Annotated in this window: 18 protein-coding genes and 1 tRNA gene; 14 read left to right on the top strand and 5 right to left on the bottom strand. The window is 70.3% G+C overall.

Annotated features, from left to right (window positions below):
- Positions 1-14 precede the first annotated feature (14 nt).
- Entirely contained in the window at positions 15-1280 is a 1266-nt protein-coding gene (locus tag HKK74_RS00160; RefSeq protein WP_246491093.1) for a molecular chaperone DnaJ, read from the bottom strand.
- Between the two features lie 155 nt (positions 1281-1435).
- Here HKK74_RS00160 and HKK74_RS00155 point away from each other — a divergent pair, with 155 nt between their 5' ends.
- From HKK74_RS00155 to HKK74_RS00115, 9 genes are read left to right on the top strand one after another with little or no spacing between them, the layout of a single operon-like run.
- Entirely contained in the window at positions 1436-2011 is a 576-nt protein-coding gene (locus HKK74_RS00155; protein ID WP_187240851.1) for a TerD family protein, read from the top strand.
- Between the two features lie 32 nt (positions 2012-2043).
- The gene (locus HKK74_RS00150; protein ID WP_187240850.1) at positions 2044-2622 is read left to right on the top strand and encodes a TerD family protein; all 579 of its coding nucleotides are present in this window, start codon (positions 2044-2046) and stop codon (positions 2620-2622) included.
- Between the two features lie 45 nt (positions 2623-2667).
- Positions 2668-3777, top strand: a complete 1110-nt coding sequence (locus HKK74_RS00145) for a DUF475 domain-containing protein (RefSeq protein WP_187240849.1) — start codon at positions 2668-2670, stop codon at positions 3775-3777.
- A gap of 44 nt (positions 3778-3821) precedes the next feature.
- Positions 3822-4400: a TerD family protein gene (locus tag HKK74_RS00140; protein ID WP_187240848.1), complete on the top strand. Its 579-nt coding sequence runs from the start codon at positions 3822-3824 to the stop codon at positions 4398-4400.
- A 56-nt stretch (positions 4401-4456) separates the two neighbouring features.
- Positions 4457-5617: an HpcH/HpaI aldolase/citrate lyase family protein gene (locus HKK74_RS00135; RefSeq protein WP_187240847.1), complete on the top strand. Its 1161-nt coding sequence runs from the start codon at positions 4457-4459 to the stop codon at positions 5615-5617.
- Positions 5618-5624: 7 nt separating this feature from the next.
- Positions 5625-7166: a phosphoribosyltransferase family protein gene (locus tag HKK74_RS00130; protein WP_312881136.1), complete on the top strand. Its 1542-nt coding sequence runs from the start codon at positions 5625-5627 to the stop codon at positions 7164-7166.
- Positions 7163-8335 (top strand): cysteine protease StiP family protein, encoded by a 1173-nt coding sequence (locus tag HKK74_RS00125; RefSeq protein ID WP_312881135.1) that lies wholly within the window; start codon positions 7163-7165, stop codon positions 8333-8335. Before HKK74_RS00130 ends, HKK74_RS00125 begins: the two co-directional genes overlap by 4 nt.
- A complete protein-coding gene (locus HKK74_RS00120; RefSeq protein ID WP_187240846.1) occupies positions 8335-9210 on the top strand; it encodes an HAD family hydrolase in 876 nt (291 codons plus the stop codon). Before HKK74_RS00125 ends, HKK74_RS00120 begins: the two co-directional genes overlap by 1 nt.
- 13 nt (positions 9211-9223) lie before the next feature.
- Positions 9224-9778, top strand: a complete 555-nt coding sequence (locus HKK74_RS00115) for a hypothetical protein (protein ID WP_187240845.1) — start codon at positions 9224-9226, stop codon at positions 9776-9778.
- A gap of 61 nt (positions 9779-9839) precedes the next feature.
- Here HKK74_RS00115 and HKK74_RS00110 read toward each other — a convergent pair whose 3' ends face one another.
- The gene (locus HKK74_RS00110; RefSeq protein ID WP_187240844.1) at positions 9840-10142 is read right to left on the bottom strand and encodes a YtxH domain-containing protein; all 303 of its coding nucleotides are present in this window, start codon (positions 10140-10142) and stop codon (positions 9840-9842) included.
- A 229-nt stretch (positions 10143-10371) separates the two neighbouring features.
- Between HKK74_RS00110 and HKK74_RS00105 the strand changes: the two genes are divergently transcribed.
- From HKK74_RS00105 to HKK74_RS00095, 3 genes are all read left to right on the top strand, one after another.
- Positions 10372-10444, top strand: a tRNA-Asn gene (locus HKK74_RS00105).
- Positions 10445-10710: 266 nt separating this feature from the next.
- A complete protein-coding gene (locus HKK74_RS00100) occupies positions 10711-11910 on the top strand; it encodes an NAD(P)/FAD-dependent oxidoreductase (protein ID WP_222721716.1) in 1200 nt (399 codons plus the stop codon).
- A 92-nt stretch (positions 11911-12002) separates the two neighbouring features.
- A complete protein-coding gene (locus HKK74_RS00095) occupies positions 12003-12245 on the top strand; it encodes an arginase family protein (RefSeq protein WP_187240843.1) in 243 nt (80 codons plus the stop codon).
- Between the two features lie 57 nt (positions 12246-12302).
- Here the strand turns inward: HKK74_RS00095 and HKK74_RS00090 are convergent, their stop codons facing one another.
- Positions 12303-12773, bottom strand: coding sequence for a DUF4829 domain-containing protein (locus HKK74_RS00090; protein ID WP_187240842.1), 471 nt, complete (start codon positions 12771-12773; stop codon positions 12303-12305).
- 391 nt (positions 12774-13164) lie between these two features.
- Here HKK74_RS00090 and HKK74_RS00085 point away from each other — a divergent pair, with 391 nt between their 5' ends.
- Both HKK74_RS00085 and HKK74_RS00080 read left to right on the top strand, forming a co-directional pair.
- Positions 13165-13935, top strand: a complete 771-nt coding sequence (locus HKK74_RS00085; protein ID WP_187240841.1) for an SDR family NAD(P)-dependent oxidoreductase — start codon at positions 13165-13167, stop codon at positions 13933-13935.
- A gap of 48 nt (positions 13936-13983) precedes the next feature.
- Positions 13984-14700, top strand: a complete 717-nt coding sequence (locus HKK74_RS00080) for a FadR/GntR family transcriptional regulator (RefSeq protein ID WP_187240840.1) — start codon at positions 13984-13986, stop codon at positions 14698-14700.
- A 225-nt stretch (positions 14701-14925) separates the two neighbouring features.
- Here HKK74_RS00080 and HKK74_RS00075 read toward each other — a convergent pair whose 3' ends face one another.
- Positions 14926-15330 (bottom strand): DUF3618 domain-containing protein, encoded by a 405-nt coding sequence (locus HKK74_RS00075; RefSeq protein ID WP_187240839.1) that lies wholly within the window; start codon positions 15328-15330, stop codon positions 14926-14928.
- On the bottom strand, positions 15327-15761 hold the full coding sequence (locus HKK74_RS00070) for a phage holin family protein (RefSeq protein WP_187240838.1): 435 nt from the start codon (positions 15759-15761) through the stop codon (positions 15327-15329). The genes HKK74_RS00075 and HKK74_RS00070 overlap by 4 nt, the downstream gene beginning before the upstream one ends.
- Between the last annotated feature and the right edge of the window lie 333 nt (positions 15762-16094).

Raw genomic sequence — 16094 nt, 5'->3', positions numbered from 1 at the left:
GGTCCGGGGTGGGGTCAGTGACCGTGGGCGCGGGCGTCGCGGATCTGGGCGATGACGTCCTGAGCGGCGATCTTGATGGCGTCGAGCTCGCGCAGGTACCCCCAGTAGTCCGGGTGCGGCCCGGCCAGCAGGGTGGGCCCGGTCTCGAGCCGGGCGACGAGGGCGTCGAGCGTGCGGACATGCTCGGGGGCCGGGCCGCCGGGACTCGTGACGGCCATCTTCTGGGCGTCCCGCACCGCGAATCGCGCCTTCTCGGCCGCCTTGGCCGGGTCGGCCGCGGTCGCGTCGAGATCGGCGAGGCGCCCGGTCACCGCCCCCGCCCTGCGGTCGGCGGACGTCAGCTCGGTACGGGCCGCCGTGACGGCCTGCCGGGCCGCCTTCCACTCCTGCCGCGCGGCGTGGGCGTCGGCCTCCGCGATGCGTTCGCGCGCCCGCTCCAGCGCGCCCTCGATGACGTTCGACGCCCCTTTCAGGTCCTCCCAGCAGTCGCGGGAGTAGCGGCGTACGAGCTGCCTCATCGCGGACGTCACGGATTCGACCCGGCCGGCCACGACCTGCACCCGGGTACGGACCGCGACGAGCGACTTGCGGACCTCCTCGGCCGTACGCGGCAGTTCCAGGGCGCTCTCCCTGGCCTTCTCGGCGAGCCGGCGCACCTCGTCGGCCTGCGAGAGAGCCCCGGCCAGGCCGAGCCCGCCGAGGCCCTGCGAGGTGAGCACCTCGAGAGCGGACCGGGCCTTCGCCACATCGTCGGCGGCGTCCACCGGCCGCATGCCCATGGCCTCGGCGTCGGCTATGGCGCGGTCGGCGGCGGCGATGAGGTCGCGCGCGGCCATGAGCTTCGCGGGCAGCTCGTCCAGTGCCGCCTCGAGCGAGGCCAACTGCGGCGACAGGCGGCCGGCGAAGGCGTTGAGATCCGCGGTGAGGGCGGTCAGCCGTTCGGTCACGGCGACGAACGCCCGCCGCGCGGCGTCGTACTCGGCGGCCGACCGGTCCGGCTCGTCGAGGTCGTGCGCGTCCACGATGCCGATATAGGCGGCGGCGGCCGCGTCGGCGGACTCCGTGAGCGTGGCGAACTCGGTCTTGGACCGCTCGGCCGCCCGGGCGTCGAGGTCGGCGAAGACGGTCAGCCGCCCGCTCACGTAGCGCTGAGCCTGATCCATCTCGTAGAAGGCGGTCGCCGCGGCGTCCTTCGCCGCCGTGGCACTCCCCGCCGCATCGGCCCCCCGGCCACGTCTGCGCTGATCGCCTGGTCTCTGCACGGCGCCCCTCTCCGTCACTACGGTAGTTTCGCGCAGAACGCGTCTGCGCTCATCCTCCTATCGTCCCGTTCGTGTTCGTAATACCGAAGGGTGCGAATGGAACCGATAGCATCGCTTGCGACGTCCCAGTCTGGCGTGGACCAACGTAAAGCCGATCATCACCTGGAGGCACAGTGGGGGTCAGTCTCACAAAGGGTGGAAACGTCTCACTCACCAAGCAGGCTCCAGGGCTCACAGCAGTAACAGTCGGACTGGGCTGGGACGTGCGGGTCACGACCGGTGTGGACTTCGATCTCGACTCCGCCGCCGTGGTGCTCGACGAATCCGGCAAGGCGCTCTCCGATCGGCACTTTGTGTTCTTCAACAACCTCCGTACACCGGACGGCTCGGTCGAGCATTCCGGCGACAATCTGACGGGCGTGGGCGAGGGCGACGACGAGCAGATCAAGATCGACCTCGCCGGGGTGCCGCTCGAGGCCCACCGCATCGCGTTCGCGGTGTCGATCTACGAGGGCGACGCCCGCCGCCAGAACTTCGGTCAGGTGCGCAACGCCTTCATCCGCGTGTGGAATCAGGCCGACAGCTCCGAGCTCGCCCGCTACGACCTCACTGAGGACGCCGCAACGGAAACTGCGATGGTCTTCGGCGAGTTGTATCGGTATCAGACCGAGTGGAAGTTCCGCGCTGTCGGCCAGGGCTACGCGTCCGGGCTGGCGGGCATCGCGCTGGACTTCGGCGTGAACATCTGACAGACGGCAGACGAGAGAGAAGGAAGTAGACCATGGGTGTTTCGCTCGCTAAGGGCGGCAACGTCTCACTGACGAAGCAGGCGCCGAACCTTACGGCCGTCCTGGTCGGGCTGGGCTGGGACGCCCGCGCCACGACCGGAGCGGATTTCGACCTCGACGCCTCCGCGCTGCTGCTCAACTCCGGCGGCAAGGTCATGTCCGACCAGCACTTCGTGTTCTTCAACAACCTCAAGAGCCCGGACGGCTCGGTCGAGCACACCGGTGACAACCTCACCGGTGAGGGCGAGGGCGACGACGAAGCGATCAAGGTCAATCTCGCGTCGGTCCCGGCAGAGTGCGAGCGGGTCGTCTTCCCGGTGTCGATCTACGACGCGGACAGTCGCGGCCAGAGCTTCGGCCAGGTGCGCAACGCCTACATCCGCATCGTGAACCAGGCCGACAACTCCGAGCTGGCGCGCTACGACCTGACCGAGGACGCGTCGACCGAGACCGCGATGGTCTTCGGAGAGCTCTACCGGCACGGCGGTGAGTGGAAGTTCCGCGCCGTCGGCCAGGGTTACGCCTCGGGGCTCGCCGGCATCGCCATGGACTTCGGCGTCAATGTCGGGTGACGAACGCACAGTGCACATCTCTGAACAAGACCGGAACGTGAACGCATGATTCTCCGTACCTTCGGCTGGTCGTTCGCGATCACCGCCGTCGGGCTCCTCGCAGCCCTCCTCTATGACGGTCCGTCCGGGTTGGCGCTGGTCGCCATTCTCTGCATTCTGGAGATCTCCCTGTCGTTCGACAACGCCGTTGTCAACGCCAAGGTGCTCGAACGCATGAGCCCGTTCTGGCAGAAGATCTTCCTCACCGTCGGCATCGCCATCGCCGTCTTCGGCATGCGCCTGGTCTTCCCGTTGCTCATCGTGGGCATCACCGCCCAGATGGGGCCCATCGAGGCGATCGACCTCGCGCTCAACGACGGCGCCACGTACGCTGACAAGCTGCACGAGGCCTACCCGATGATCGCCGCGTTCGGGTCGATGTTCCTCCTGATGCTCTTCCTGGACTTCGTCTTCGAGTCGCGCGCGGAGAAGTGGCTGCCCTGGCTGGAGCGTCCCCTCGCCAAGATCGGACAGCTCGACGGGCTCGCCGTGGTCGTGGCCGCGGGCACGCTGACCGTGGTGGCGGGCTACTTCGCCGACCACCCGGGCGAGGTGATGATCTCCGGCGTCCTCGGCATGATCACCTACATCCTGGTCAACGGCCTCGGCGAGCTGTTCGCCGACGCCAGCCTCGAGGCGGCCGAAGGGGAGGAAGAGGGCGGCGAGGCCAAGGTCGAACGCACCGGGCCGAACGCTGTGATCAAGGCCACCGGCAAGGCCGCGTTCTTCCTCTTCCTCTACCTCGAGGTGCTCGACGCCTCCTTCTCCTTCGACGGGGTCATCGGGGCGTTCGCGGTCAGCCAGGACCCGATCGTCATCGCCCTCGGCCTCGGCGTCGGCGCCATGTACATCCGGTCGCTCACGGTGTATCTGGTGCGCAAGGGAACCCTGCACGAGTACGTCTATCTCGAGCATGGTGCGCACTGGGCGATCGGCGCACTGGCCGCCTGCATGCTGATCAGCATCGGCACGCACGTCTCCGAGTTGATCACAGGTGGCCTGGGCGCGGGTCTCATCATCGCCGCCTTCGTCAGCTCGATCGTCCGCAACCGCCGTGAGGACACCGGCGAGGGCACATCGGGCGAGGACAAGGAGCTTCAGTCCAGCGGCGTGTGATGGCGAGCGACCGTGTGATGTCAACGGCGACAGAAAGGAACAGCGTGTCGGTATCGCTGCAAAAGGGACAGAAGGTCTCGCTGACCAAACCCGGTGGGGGAACGCTGACCCGCGTGAAGATGGGTTTGGGCTGGGACGCCGCGATGAAGAAGGGGCTCTTCGGCAAGGCCAAGGCGCAGTCGATCGACCTCGACGCCTCGTGCCTGCTGTTCGACGCGAACGGCGGCCTCGTCGACTCGGTGTGGTTCCGTCAGCTGCGCAGCAAGGACGGCTCCGTGCTGCACACCGGCGACAACCGTACGGGTGCGGGCGACGGCGACGACGAGTCCATCAACGTGGACCTGCCGGGTGTGCCGGGTAATGTCACCCAGCTGGTGTTCACGGTCAACTCGTTCACCGGGCAGGACTTCACGCAGATCGAGAACGCCTTCTGCCGGCTGGTGGACGAGACCACCGGCCAGGAGCTGGCGCGCTACGACCTGAGCGGTGGCGGCCCGCACACGGCGCAGATCATGGCGAAGGTGGCGCGGGACGGTCAGGGCTGGTCGATGACCGCCATCGGCGTCCCGGCGACCGGCCGTACGTTCCAGCAGCTGCTGCCCACAGTCGCTGCTCACCTGTAGCGGTTCACAGATTGGCGAGACGCGGACTGGGGGACCCCGGGGAGGGCCCTGCGCGGATGCGGCATTTCGCTCACATCCCGCATGCACGTCGGGCTCAGCTGTTCCACCGGGGTCCGCAGTCCTTTCACCGGGCCGACGAGCCGGCGACCCTGGCCGTCGCTCTTGGTGCGACGCTGTACAGCCCCGCGACGCGGCCATCTCTTGCGGCCGACATCCACAAGAGCGCGGCGCGGGGCGTCACCAGCATGGTCGCCTGCCTCGAGGATTCGATCCCGGACGAGGACGTCGCGGCGGCCGAGAAGAACCTGGTCGATCAGCTGGGCCGGGCGCACGAGGCCGGGACCGGGGCGCCGCTGCTGTTCATCCGGGTCCGCGTCCCGGAGCAGATTCCCGATCTCGCGAGGCGCCTGGGCGAGGCGATCGAGCTGGTCTCCGGCTTCGTACTGCCGAAGTTCACCGCCACGTCCGGAAGTGCCTTCCTCGACGCGCTGAGCGACACCGCGACGGCGAGCGGCCGGCGGCTGCTCGCGATGCCGGTCATCGAGAGCCGCGAGGCGATCTACAAGGAGACGCGCGCGGGGATGCTGCACGACGTCGCCGCGCTGCTGGCCAAGCACCGTGAACGCGTGCTCGCCGTACGGCTGGGCGCGACGGACCTGAGCAGCGCGTACGGGCTGAGGCGTCCGCCGGACCTGACCATCTACGACATCCACCCGGTCGCCAGCGTGATCGCCGATGTGGTCAACGTGCTTGGCCGGGCCGACGGGACCGGTTTCGTCGTCACCGGGCCGGTGTGGGAGTACTTCTCCGCGGGCGACCGGATCTTCAAGCCGCAGTTGCGGCAGTCGCCGTTCGAACGGCGGTCGGCGGCCACGCTCCGGAAGAAGCTGATCACCGCAGATCTCGACGGGCTGATCCGCGAGGTGCACCTCGACAAGGCGAACGGGCTCACCGGCAAGACCGTGATCCATCCCAGCCACGCCGCCGCCGTGCACGCCATGTCGGTGGTGACGCACGAGGAGTTCTGCGACGCCAGCGACATCGTCGGCGAGGCCGGGGTCGGGGGAGCCATGGCCAGCAGCTACGCGAACAAGATGAACGAGGCCAAGCCCCATCGCGCGTGGGCCGAGCGGCTGCTGCTGCGTGCCCGGCTCTTCGGCGTCGCCGCTGAGAAGGTCACGTTCGCGGAACTGCTCGACGCGGCGGTGGCCGCGTGATCGGGCAGTGAGCGTGAACGACGCCTGGGACGACGCGCGGAACGACTGGGCGGGTACGTGGGTCGCGCGGCGGCTCGACGTCGCCCTGAGGGATCTGGACCGTCCCGTGGGGGCCGGGCTCGCCGAGCTTCTCGGTCTGGCGGTGCGCCGCAATCCGCGGCGTGCCCATCTGCTGGTGTCGACGGTGCTCGGCAAGCACGTGCCGACCGATCCGCGGCTGGTGCGGGGTGCCGGGCTGCTGCTCGGTGAGCTCGTACGGGTGGCGCTGTCCGGCGCGGAGCGGGTGCACGGGCGTCCGGAGACCGATCACGCCGAGCTCTTCGGCGGTCCGCTCACCGAGGCGCTGAAAGGCCGCACGGACGCGGCGGCGGCGCTGCGCGATCGGCTGGAGGCCACCGGCCCTCCGCTTCCCGCCGTGGTGATCGGGTACGCCGAGACCGCGACCGCGCTGGGGCACTGCGTCGCTGACGCCCTCGGCGGGGCGTACTACCTGCACTCGACCCGCCGGCCGGTTCCGGGCATGCCGCCCTATGGCGCGTTCGAGGAGGAGCACAGCCACGCGACCAGCCATCTGCTGCTGCCGGCGGACCTCGACCTGATGGACGCCGACCTGCCCGTGGTGCTCGTCGACGACGAGATCTCCACCGGCACGACCGTGCTCAACACCATCCGCGCGCTGCACGCCGTGCGGCCGCGGCGCCACTATGTCGTGGCGTCGCTGGTGGACATGCGCCGTCCGGCCGACCGGGCCGCGACCGATGCCCTCGCGGCCGCTCTCGGCGCCCGCATCGAGACGGTCGCGCTCGCGATCGGCGAGGTCGTGCTGCCGGACGACGTTCTCGGTGCCGCCGCCCGCCTGGTCGCGGCCGCCCATGACGCGGGCGCGGGCGACCCGTCCGCCGCCACGCCGTCCGCGGCCACGCCGTCCGAGCCGTCCGGATCCCCGGGCGGGCGGGTCCGCAGAGTCGAGCTCGGCTGGCCCACCGGGCTGCCCGACGGCGGGCGGCACGGCTTCACGCCGCACGACCGGGCCCGCCTGGACGCGGCGCTCCCCGCGATGGCCGAGCGGCTCTCCGCCGCCCTCACCGGCGGGGCCGCCCCGATGCCCACGCGAGTGCTGGTGCTCGGGTTCGAGGAGCTGATGTACGCGCCGTTGCGGCTGGCCGAGGCGCTGGCCGACCGGCTGGAGGCAACCGAGGTCCGCTACTCGACGACGACCCGGTCTCCCGTGCTGGCCGTCGACGACCCCGGCTACGCGATCCGGACGCGGCTGGCGTTCCCCGCGCACGACGATCCGGCCGACGGGCCGGGCGAGCGCTACGCCTACAACGTCGCGGCCGGCACCGACCCCGGCCGGCGGTTCGACGCGATCCTGCTCGTCGTCGACGACCGGGCCGACACGGCGGAACTGGCGGACGGCCTGCTCGCCCGGCTGACCGGGCTCGGCGCGGCGGTGCTGCTCGCCGTCGTGCCCGCCGGCCGCCCGGTGCCCGCCGGGGCCCGGCGGGTGGGAGATCCCGTACGCGTGGAAGAGGGCGAGGAGCGGTGAGCGGAGAGGCGAGCGCCGTGGTGAGCACGCGGGCCCTGCCGGAGCCCCTGCGCGGGCCCGGCTTCGGCAGCTACCCGGCCCGGGACGTGGCGTGGCTGCTCACCGATCTGTCCGGCGTCCGCTTGGAGGCGCCGACGGAGGAACGGGAAGAGGCCATCCAGGCGGGCCGGGCGCACTATGCCGAGTCGCTCCCGGTGGAGTACCAGCCCGGCGAGGAGTACCAGCGGCTCTTCCAGGACGCCCTGGACGCCTCCGCCGCCCGGCTCGCGTACGACGTCGGCCTGATCACCGAGATGATCCTGGCCGAACGCGGGCGCGACGCGGTGCTGGTGTCGCTGGCCAGGGCGGGCACCCCGGTCGGCATCCTGATGCGCCGCTGGGCCGAGTTCGCCCACGGCCTCGACCTGCCGCACTACGCGGTCAGCATCGTCCGGGCCAGGGGGATCGACACGGTCGCGCTCCGGTACCTGGCCGCCCACCACGACCCGGCCCGGGTGATGTTCGTGGACGGCTGGACCGGCAAGGGCGCGATCACCCGGGAGCTCGCCGACGCGCTCACCGGCCACGCCGCCGCGACAGGGGATCGCTTCCCGGCGGACATGGCCGTGCTCGCCGACCCGGGCCGATGCGTGAGCGTCTTCGGTACCAGGGACGACTACCTCATCCCGTCCGCCTGCCTGAACTCCACCGTCTCGGGCCTGGTCAGCCGTACGGTGCTGAACGACCGGCTGATCGGGCCGGACGATTTCCACGGGGCGAAGTTCTACGCCGAACTCGGCGGCGCGGACGTCTCCATGCGGTTCGTCGACGCGGTGTGCGCGCGTTTCGGCGAGGTCGCGGGGCGGGTCGCCGCGGACTGGCCCGCCCTCGCCGCCGCCGACCGTACACCGGACTGGTCCGGGTGGGCGGCGGTACGGCGGATCGGTGAGGAGCACGGCATCGACAACCTGAACCTCATCAAGCCGGGAGTGGGCGAGACCACCCGCGTCCTGCTGCGCAGGGTCCCGTGGAAGGTGCTCGCCCGCGCCGACGCCGGCGACGAGCTCGCCCACATCCGGTTGCTGGCGAAGGAACGCGGTGTGCCCGTGGTCCCTGTCGACCCCGATTCCCTGCCGTACTCGTGCGCAGGCCTGATCCACCCCGGATACTCGCGCGGAGGACCCTCCTGATGCCCGGCACGCCCCCCGCTGAGAACTCGGTCGTCTGCGTCGACCTCGATCGCACGCTCATCTACTCGTCGGCCGCGCTGGGCCTGTCCGGCGCGGACGCGGATCTGCCGCGGCTGCTGTGCGTGGAGCTCTACGAGGGCCGTCCGCTGTCGTACGTCACGGAGTCCGCGGCGGCCGGCATCGAGCTGCTCGCCGCCGCCGCGACGCTGGTGCCGACGACGACCCGTACCCCCGAGCAGTACGCCCGGGTGCATCTGCTCGGCGAGGCCCCGGCGTACGCCATCTGCGCGAACGGCGGTCATCTGCTCGTCGACGGCCGCAGCGACCCGGAGTGGGCGGCGGGCGTCCGGGTGCGCGTGTCCGCGTGCGCCGAACCGGCCGAGGTGTACGCCCACCTGTCGCGGATCAGCGGCGACTTCGTCAGGAAGCTGCGGATGGCCGCCGACCTGTTCTGCTACGCCGTCGTCGAACGCGGGGAACTGCCCGAGGGCTGGGTGGCCGAGCTGGCCGGGTGGTGTGCCGAGCGCGGCTGGACGACCTCGCTGCAGGGCCGCAAGGTCTACTGCCTGCCGAAGCCGCTCACCAAGGCGGCCGCCGCGGCCGAGGTGGCCCGGCGCACCGGTGCCGACGTCCTGCTCGCGGCCGGCGACTCGCTGCTCGACACCGAGCTGCTGGAGGCGGCCGACGCGGCCATCCGGCCGCCGCACGGGGAGCTGGCCGAGACCGGCTGGATCGGCGAGGGCACCAGCGTGAGCGTGAGCGGCGGAGTGTACGCGGGGGAGGAGATCGTCGGCTGGCTGCTCGAACGGGCCCTCAACCCGGGCGGCGTTCCGCGGCGAGGCGCCTGGCGGGAGAAACCGCTGGCGAGCCGGTAGGTACGGTGGGCCCATGTCGTTGCCGCAGCGGGGACCGTTGAAGGTGTCGCTCAAGGGGGCGCTCCGGCGTGGACGCCTGCCCGAGCCCGTACGTGAGGCGCTCCGGATGGAGCGGGGAGAGCGTGTGCTCGCGCACGCCCCCACCCGGGGCGGATCGCGCGTCGTGGCGACCTCCACGGCCCTGTACCTGCCCGTGGCGCGCACCGAGGGCGACACCGCGCCGAGGTTCCTGCGGCTGCCCTGGGATCGCATCGAGCACGCGTCCTGGAAGGACGGCTGGCTGCACGTTCACGAGCCGAACGGGACGGCGGATCACCACGTACGGCTGACCGAGCCGGGATCGGTGCCCGAGGCCGTGCGAGAGCGGATCACCGCCACCGTCGCGGTGGATCAGCAGAGCCGGCTGCCGACCGGCGAGCGGGTGCGCATCGTCGGGCGGCGACCGGCCGAGGGTGGCGAGCCGCGCTGGTCCTTCGTGTTCGAGGCGGGGCTGAACCCGGATGATCCTGGGCTGCGCGCCCAGGCGGAACAACTGCTCGAAGATCTCCGCCGCCAGACCGGGCTCTGAAGCACGCCGCGTCCGCGCGATCACGTCCGGCACGTGCCGCGGGACGTTCGCGTGCTCCGGCTCAGCGGTAGGGCAGTTTCGTCTCGGTCGGGGGAGCGGCCGGCACGTCACCCTCGTGGGTGTGGCGAGTGCCGGGGAGGCGATCGCCGAGAGTGGACTGGATCCTGGTGCGCACATTCTCTTTCGCGGAGTTGCCGAGTGTGCCCACCTGGGCCCGGAGCACCCCTGCCGTCTCCTGCACGGTCGGATTCTCGGCGATGCGGCGATAGACCCGTTTGATCTGCTCGTAGCGCTCGCGGCCGGCCCGGGTGCCGAGAAGGTAACCGACCGCCCCGCCCGCGATGAAGGTCGCCTTGTACTTCATAGCCCTCCCCTTGTGCTCGCGATCTGGCCTAGCCATACCCAAAGGCGCCCGGGTAAGTCCGCTGGAAGAGGTTCGTCACCCGCCGCCTGCCGGCCCGTCTCGCCTGCCGACCGGGCGAGACCCAAGGCCGGGAGGGCGGTCAGCGCGCCGTCGGCGGTGCGCGAAGACCTCCCCGGATGCGCTAATCTAGAGCGCGCCGGTGGGGACGCATCCGTCACCACGGCCGCGATCCCGCGTAGCTCAATTGGCAGAGCAGCCGGCTGTTAACCGGCAGGTTATTGGTTCGAGTCCAATCGCGGGAGCAAGATCGCACCTCCCATAGCCGCAGATCAGACCCGCTCTCGTGTCCATGAGAGCGGGTCTGATGCTTTGGTGGGTATCAGAGTGAGTACCTGGGCACTCAAGAAGATCCGGTCCATTGCCTTCGCGCCGTCCTGGATCACGGGGCGGATCTGCTGTGGCGCCTGCCGACATCAGCCGAGGAGGTCCGCGATCGTGGCGATGCCGCGGTCGATGGCACTCTCTGTGAGGTGGCCGAAGCCCATCACGAGCTGTGCAGAACCGACAAGTGAGTGACCTCGTGCTGCGATGTAGGTCACTCACGCCAGGGTCACAAACGAGCCGCCTGCCGCGTCATGTGTATAAACCCATCCCGATGCAGGAGGTGGACATGAAGGTTGTCGTGGTAGGCGCCGGGTACGCCGGAACTCTCGCGGCGAACCGGCTGGCGAAGAAAGTACCGGAGGCGGAGATCACGGTGATCAATCCGCGACCCGACTTCGTCGAGCGGGTGCGGCTGCACGAGCAGATCGCCGGGACTGGAAAGGCCGCGACCCCTCTGTCGGAGATGCTGCGCGACGGCATCCGTTCGCGACTGGCGGCCGTGGACAAGATCGGCGACGGTAGCGTGACGCTCGACATGGGGGAGACCCTGGACTTCGACTACCTGTTCCTGGCCGTCGGGAGCACGGTCTCGCCTCTGCCGGGCACGGTCCCGGTGGGAACGTGGGAGGGTGCGGAGAATGCCCGCACGGCACTGGCGAGTCTCCCCGCGGGCAGCACGGTGTCCGTCATCGGTGCCGGGCCGACCGGCATCGAGACCGCCGCCGAGGTTGCCTACGGGCGTCCCGACCTGCGCGTGCGGCTCGTGGGACCGAGTTTCGCGGCCAGCTTCTCGGAAGGGGCTCGTAGACGAGTGCGCGCCGGCCTGGAGCGTTTGAAGGTGTCGGTGCTGGAGGGTGCCGTGGCAGAAGTGCTGCGCGGCGAGGGCGAGCGGGGTGCCGACAAGGTGCGGCTGCAGTCGAACGAACAGTTCAGTTCGGACCTCGCCCTCTGGGCCATCGTCGGCAGCATTCCCGATCTGGCCGCGCGAAGCGGCCTGAAGGTCGATGACCGTGGCCGCGCCATCGTCGACAGGTATCTGCGCAGTGTGAGCGACCCGCGGATCTTCGTCGCCGGCGATTGCGCTGCCGTCCCTGGCTCCCGCCCGGCTTGCCAGACAGCAGGCCCACAGGGAGCGCACGCGGCTGACGCGCTGGCCCGGATGATCAGAGGCCGCAAGCTCAAGCCGTACTCCATGGGATACATCGGAACGGGGCTCAGCCTCGGCCGACGCGATGGCGTGATCCAGGTGGCCCGGCGAGATGACAGCGCGCGGCGGCTGTACATCGCCGGCCGCCCCGCGGCTGTGAGCAAGGAAGGCGTGACCCGGGGCGCCAAGTACGGCTCTCGCAGCGCCAACGTCGCTTGGCTGTCCGGGCCGAAGTGACCGAGCAGTGGTTCCGAATTCAGAGGGCCGAGTGCCAACGGCCAAGAGAACCTGCTGGTGGTGAAACAGCCGCAGCTCGTATGGTCGCCTACATGACGACAGTGCTCTGCGTACCACAGTGGCAAGGATCGGGTGCAGAGGATGCGCCGCGGCTCGTGGCGGGCGCGCGACGTACCGCAGAGCTGATTCCGGCCGACGCCCGGGTCACGGTACCGGTGCTCGAGGCGGGCGGGGAAATCGATGCCGGGGTGCGCGCGCTCGATGTGCTCGTGGAGAACCTACGGCTGACTCAGAAGGCCCTGACCGGCACGGCAATGCCGACGAGGCCGAGGTGATTCGCCGGTTGGCCGCCGCGCTTCGCCTCTGACCGGCCGGCGATCCGCTGCGGCGTGTCAGCCGGTCCCGTTGTCGTTGATGCGCCAGGGTTCGTCCGCGCCGGCGCGAACCAGGACGTAGCCCCAAGTCGTGTCACCGTCCGGCATCGACACGACCTCGCGTTGCTTGAGCGTGAACTTCACTGGGACATATACGGCGCTGTGGTACCGCTTGCCGTCCGGAGACTCGTTCCCATTAGGAATGGGAGCCTCGACCCGCAGCTTCGAGATCTCGATGACGTTCTTGAACGGATTGTCCTGCATACCGTCCAGTTGGTCAGCGAAATGCGAAGTCGACAGCGCGCGCCCCGCCGCGCTGTCGTGCGCGTTGATGGCCTCCACGTACGCCGAGACGACGTCCTGAGGCGATGCGTTGTCCGGCGGAATGCTCACCCGCGACTTCGGGTCATTCCCGCATGCGGATACAAGCGTCGCTCCGGCAAGCAGGGCGAGCAGCGGCGTACGAATTCCGCGTCCGGCAGGCTTCACACAGACTCCCCACACGATTAAGCCGTAGTCTATATAGGCTGCCCCGACTCGAACCAATATGTTCGGATGCCAATACCCCGAGGTGGTCGTGACCGGTCGCCTCTCGATCCATCGCCGCGCCCCCGTGAACTCACTGTGGACCGTGATCTGACGCTCTGGATGACGCGATGCCAGCCCCTTATCAGGGGACGTGATGCGACCGGCGGCGTTGTTCTGCGCGGCTTGGCAGGGTGTGGCCATCGGCTTGCCGGTCGGGCGGAGCACGGGGCAGGCTGTTCGGATCGGTCGGTCCCGCAGGCGGCGTGCCGCCGCCGCCACTCCCGGTAACGGTGGCCGGTCGTGGCCGGGTGGCCCCCTTGCGGTGGCCCTCGTGGTCGATTATTCATATTTTATGAGTAACGCGGATCCGGTGTCGGGCCGGTTCACGGGCCGTGTGGCGTTGGTGACCGGAGGGGCGTCCGGGATCGGTGCCGCCACGACGCGCAGGCTGTCCGCCGAAGGCGCGGCGGTCGTGATCATCGATGTGTCGGCGGAGGGTGAGACTGTCGCCGAGCGGGTGCGCTCGGCCGGCGGCCGGGCACTGTTCCTGCCGGGCGACGTGAGAGACGAGCGGACGTGGGACCGTGCGGCCGAGGCCGCCGAGGAGGCCTTCGGCGGTACCGACATCGTCGTCAACAACGCCTACGCCCTCGATGTGGCGCCCGCGCACGAGACCTCGCCGGCCTCCTGGGACCGGCAGATCGGGGTGTCCCTGACCGGCGTGTTCCTCGGTGCCAGACGCCTTCTGCCCGGCCTGGCCGCGCGAGGTGGCGCGATGGTCATCACCTCTTCGGTGCACGCGATGTTCGGGCTGCCCGGCCGTCCCGCCTATGCGGCCGCCAAGGGCGGCCTGGTCTCGCTCAGCCGCCAGCTCGCCGTGGAGTACGGGCCCGGCGCGCGGGTCAACTGCGTACTGCCGGGCCCGATTCTGACTCCGGCATGGGACCGGGTGGACGAGGCCGACCGGGCACGGAGCGTCCGCGCCACGGTGCTGGACCGGCTCGGCTCGCCCGACGAGGTCGCGGCGGCGATCGCCTTCCTCGCCTCGCCCGACGCGTCCTACATCACCGGGGCCGCGCTGACCGTGGACGGCGGCTGGAGTGTCGCGAAGGACTCGGCGTGAGCGGCGGGCTCGGCGGGCGCGGACCATGTCACGGGAACGGGTGAGGGCATGGCGCTCTACAGCGGCCGGGGTGTGCACGGCCAGATCGTCGAGACCATCGCGCGCCTGATCTTCACCGGCGCCTTCCCGCCAGGTGCCAACATCGACGTCGTCGAGCTGCAGGCCCGGCTCGGGGTCAGCGCGACGGCGCTGCGCGAGGCGATGAAGGTGCTCGCCGCCAAGGGGCTCATCGCCGCGCGGCCCAAGCTCGGCACCTTCGTGCGGCCACAGGCGGACTGGAACCTGCTCGACGGAGACGTCATCCGGTGGAAGTTCGCGGCCGGCCCCGATCGTGGCTTTCTCGGCGAGCTCCACGAGATCAGATCCATCGTCGAGCCCGCCGTGGCCGGGCTCGCGGCACGGCGACGCGGCGATCAGGACCTCGCCGCGCTCGAACAGGCGCTGGACCGGATGGTCCGGGCCCGTGGCACCGCCGCCGCGTCCACCGCCGCGGACCTGGAATTCCACCGGGCCCTGCTCGTTGCGAGCGGTAACGATCTGCTCGCCCGGATGGACGTCGTCATGGGCGCGGGCATGGCGAGCCGGGCCGAGCTGGTGCACGGCGCCCCCGGTAGCACGGATCCGGTCCCGAGCCACCAGGCGGTCCTCGACGCGATAGCGGCGCGGGACGCCGGCGTCGCCGAGGCCGCCATGCGCGACCTGCTCGCGCTGGCCTGGCGGGATCTGGAGCGGGTACGGGAGGAACGCGGGGAGGGCCGGCCATGAAGATCGCCAGGATCGAGACGTTCCTCGTGCCGCCGCGCTGGCTGTTCTGCCGGGTCGAGACCGACGACGGCGTGATCGGGTGGGGCGAGCCGACGGCGCGCTGGCGGAGTGGTGACGCCGTCGAAGCGTCTTTGGTGTCGGCGAATGCACCACCTGGGCGGCTTTCGGTGGTGCATATGCCGACACTGAACGCTGCTCAGCACGTTCAGCGTGCGGTGGGAGCCTTCAGCGGCGTTTTCGTGTGGCCTTGCCGCCCATCTGCCGCCCCATCTGGAGGGCGAGCTCCCACTTGGTCGGCTTGCGGGCTGCGCGGCGCTGCCGCACCCACCACGCCACGGCTCCAGTCCCGGCGCCGGCCACCGCCACCGCGGCACCGCGACGCACCACCGGCGTCGACGCGTGAGAGGCGGCCTTGCGGGCCCGGCCGGCGACGTTGCCCTTCAGCTGTGCCGCCTTGTCCTTGGCGCGCCCTTTGACGTCGGCCTTCTGGGCCAGCGCCGCGACGGTGGCGCCCAGTTCGTCGCGCGTGTGGGCGATGTTCTCACGCAGTTCCTCGGTCTCGGCCGCCGGCTTCCGGCTCCGCACGGGCCGGTTCGGCCTGCCCGTGTCGCGGGCATCGTAGACGGTCATCGGTGTGCTCTTTCCCTGATCTCCCGGACGTCGTGCTTGGCGCTGTCGATCGCCCGCTCGGGCACCGGTGGTATGGCCTGGGTGACCTGCCGCCGGCCCAGCAGCGCCAGCGCAGCGGCGATCAGGAGCAGCGCCGCCCCGACGATCAGCGCCGACGCCCACAACGGAAGCACGCGCGCCAGTGCCACGATCGCGGCCGTCACGAAGGCCCCGATGCCGTACAGGGCGAATAGCCCGGCCCCACCGAACATCCCGGCCCCGACTCTCGCGTGGCGGCCCTTGTCCTTCACCTCGGCGACCGCCAGCCGCAGTTCCGAACGGACCAGCTCGGACAGCTGCTCCGTGGCCTGCTGCACCAGCGCACCGACCGACTTGTCCCGCTCGACGGTACGGGTCGCTCCGTCGCCCGAGGGCGAATGCACAGCTGTCATCGCGCCTCACCCCTCTCCTAGCGGCTTTAAGAGGCCCATTCCCCCTCTTATCGTCCTCAACAGTTGTTGACCTGCGTTTTCCTCGGCGCGCACGTGGTCCCCCGACCAGGTGACGGTGCGTGGACAGCCGCCCCGCCCGGCCGCCCGGGCCGCGGAGAGCGGGGATCGAGCCCCGCATCACCCGCATCTCGGGGAGCAGTCGTCTTGTCAGTGGTGGGCAGTAGGCTCACCTCAGATTGGAGACCGGTCAGAGCACCCGTACGGGTCCGCGGCTCAAGGAGGGTGGGTATGGAACCGCTCCCGGATACGTCTCGGAGCGGCAGAATCCCGTGA

It is taken from the genome of Actinomadura alba, assembly GCF_014323705.1.
GTDB lineage: Bacteria > Actinomycetota > Actinomycetes > Streptosporangiales > Streptosporangiaceae > Actinomadura_C > Actinomadura_C alba.
This window is presented reverse-complemented; position numbering and strand designations above follow the sequence as displayed.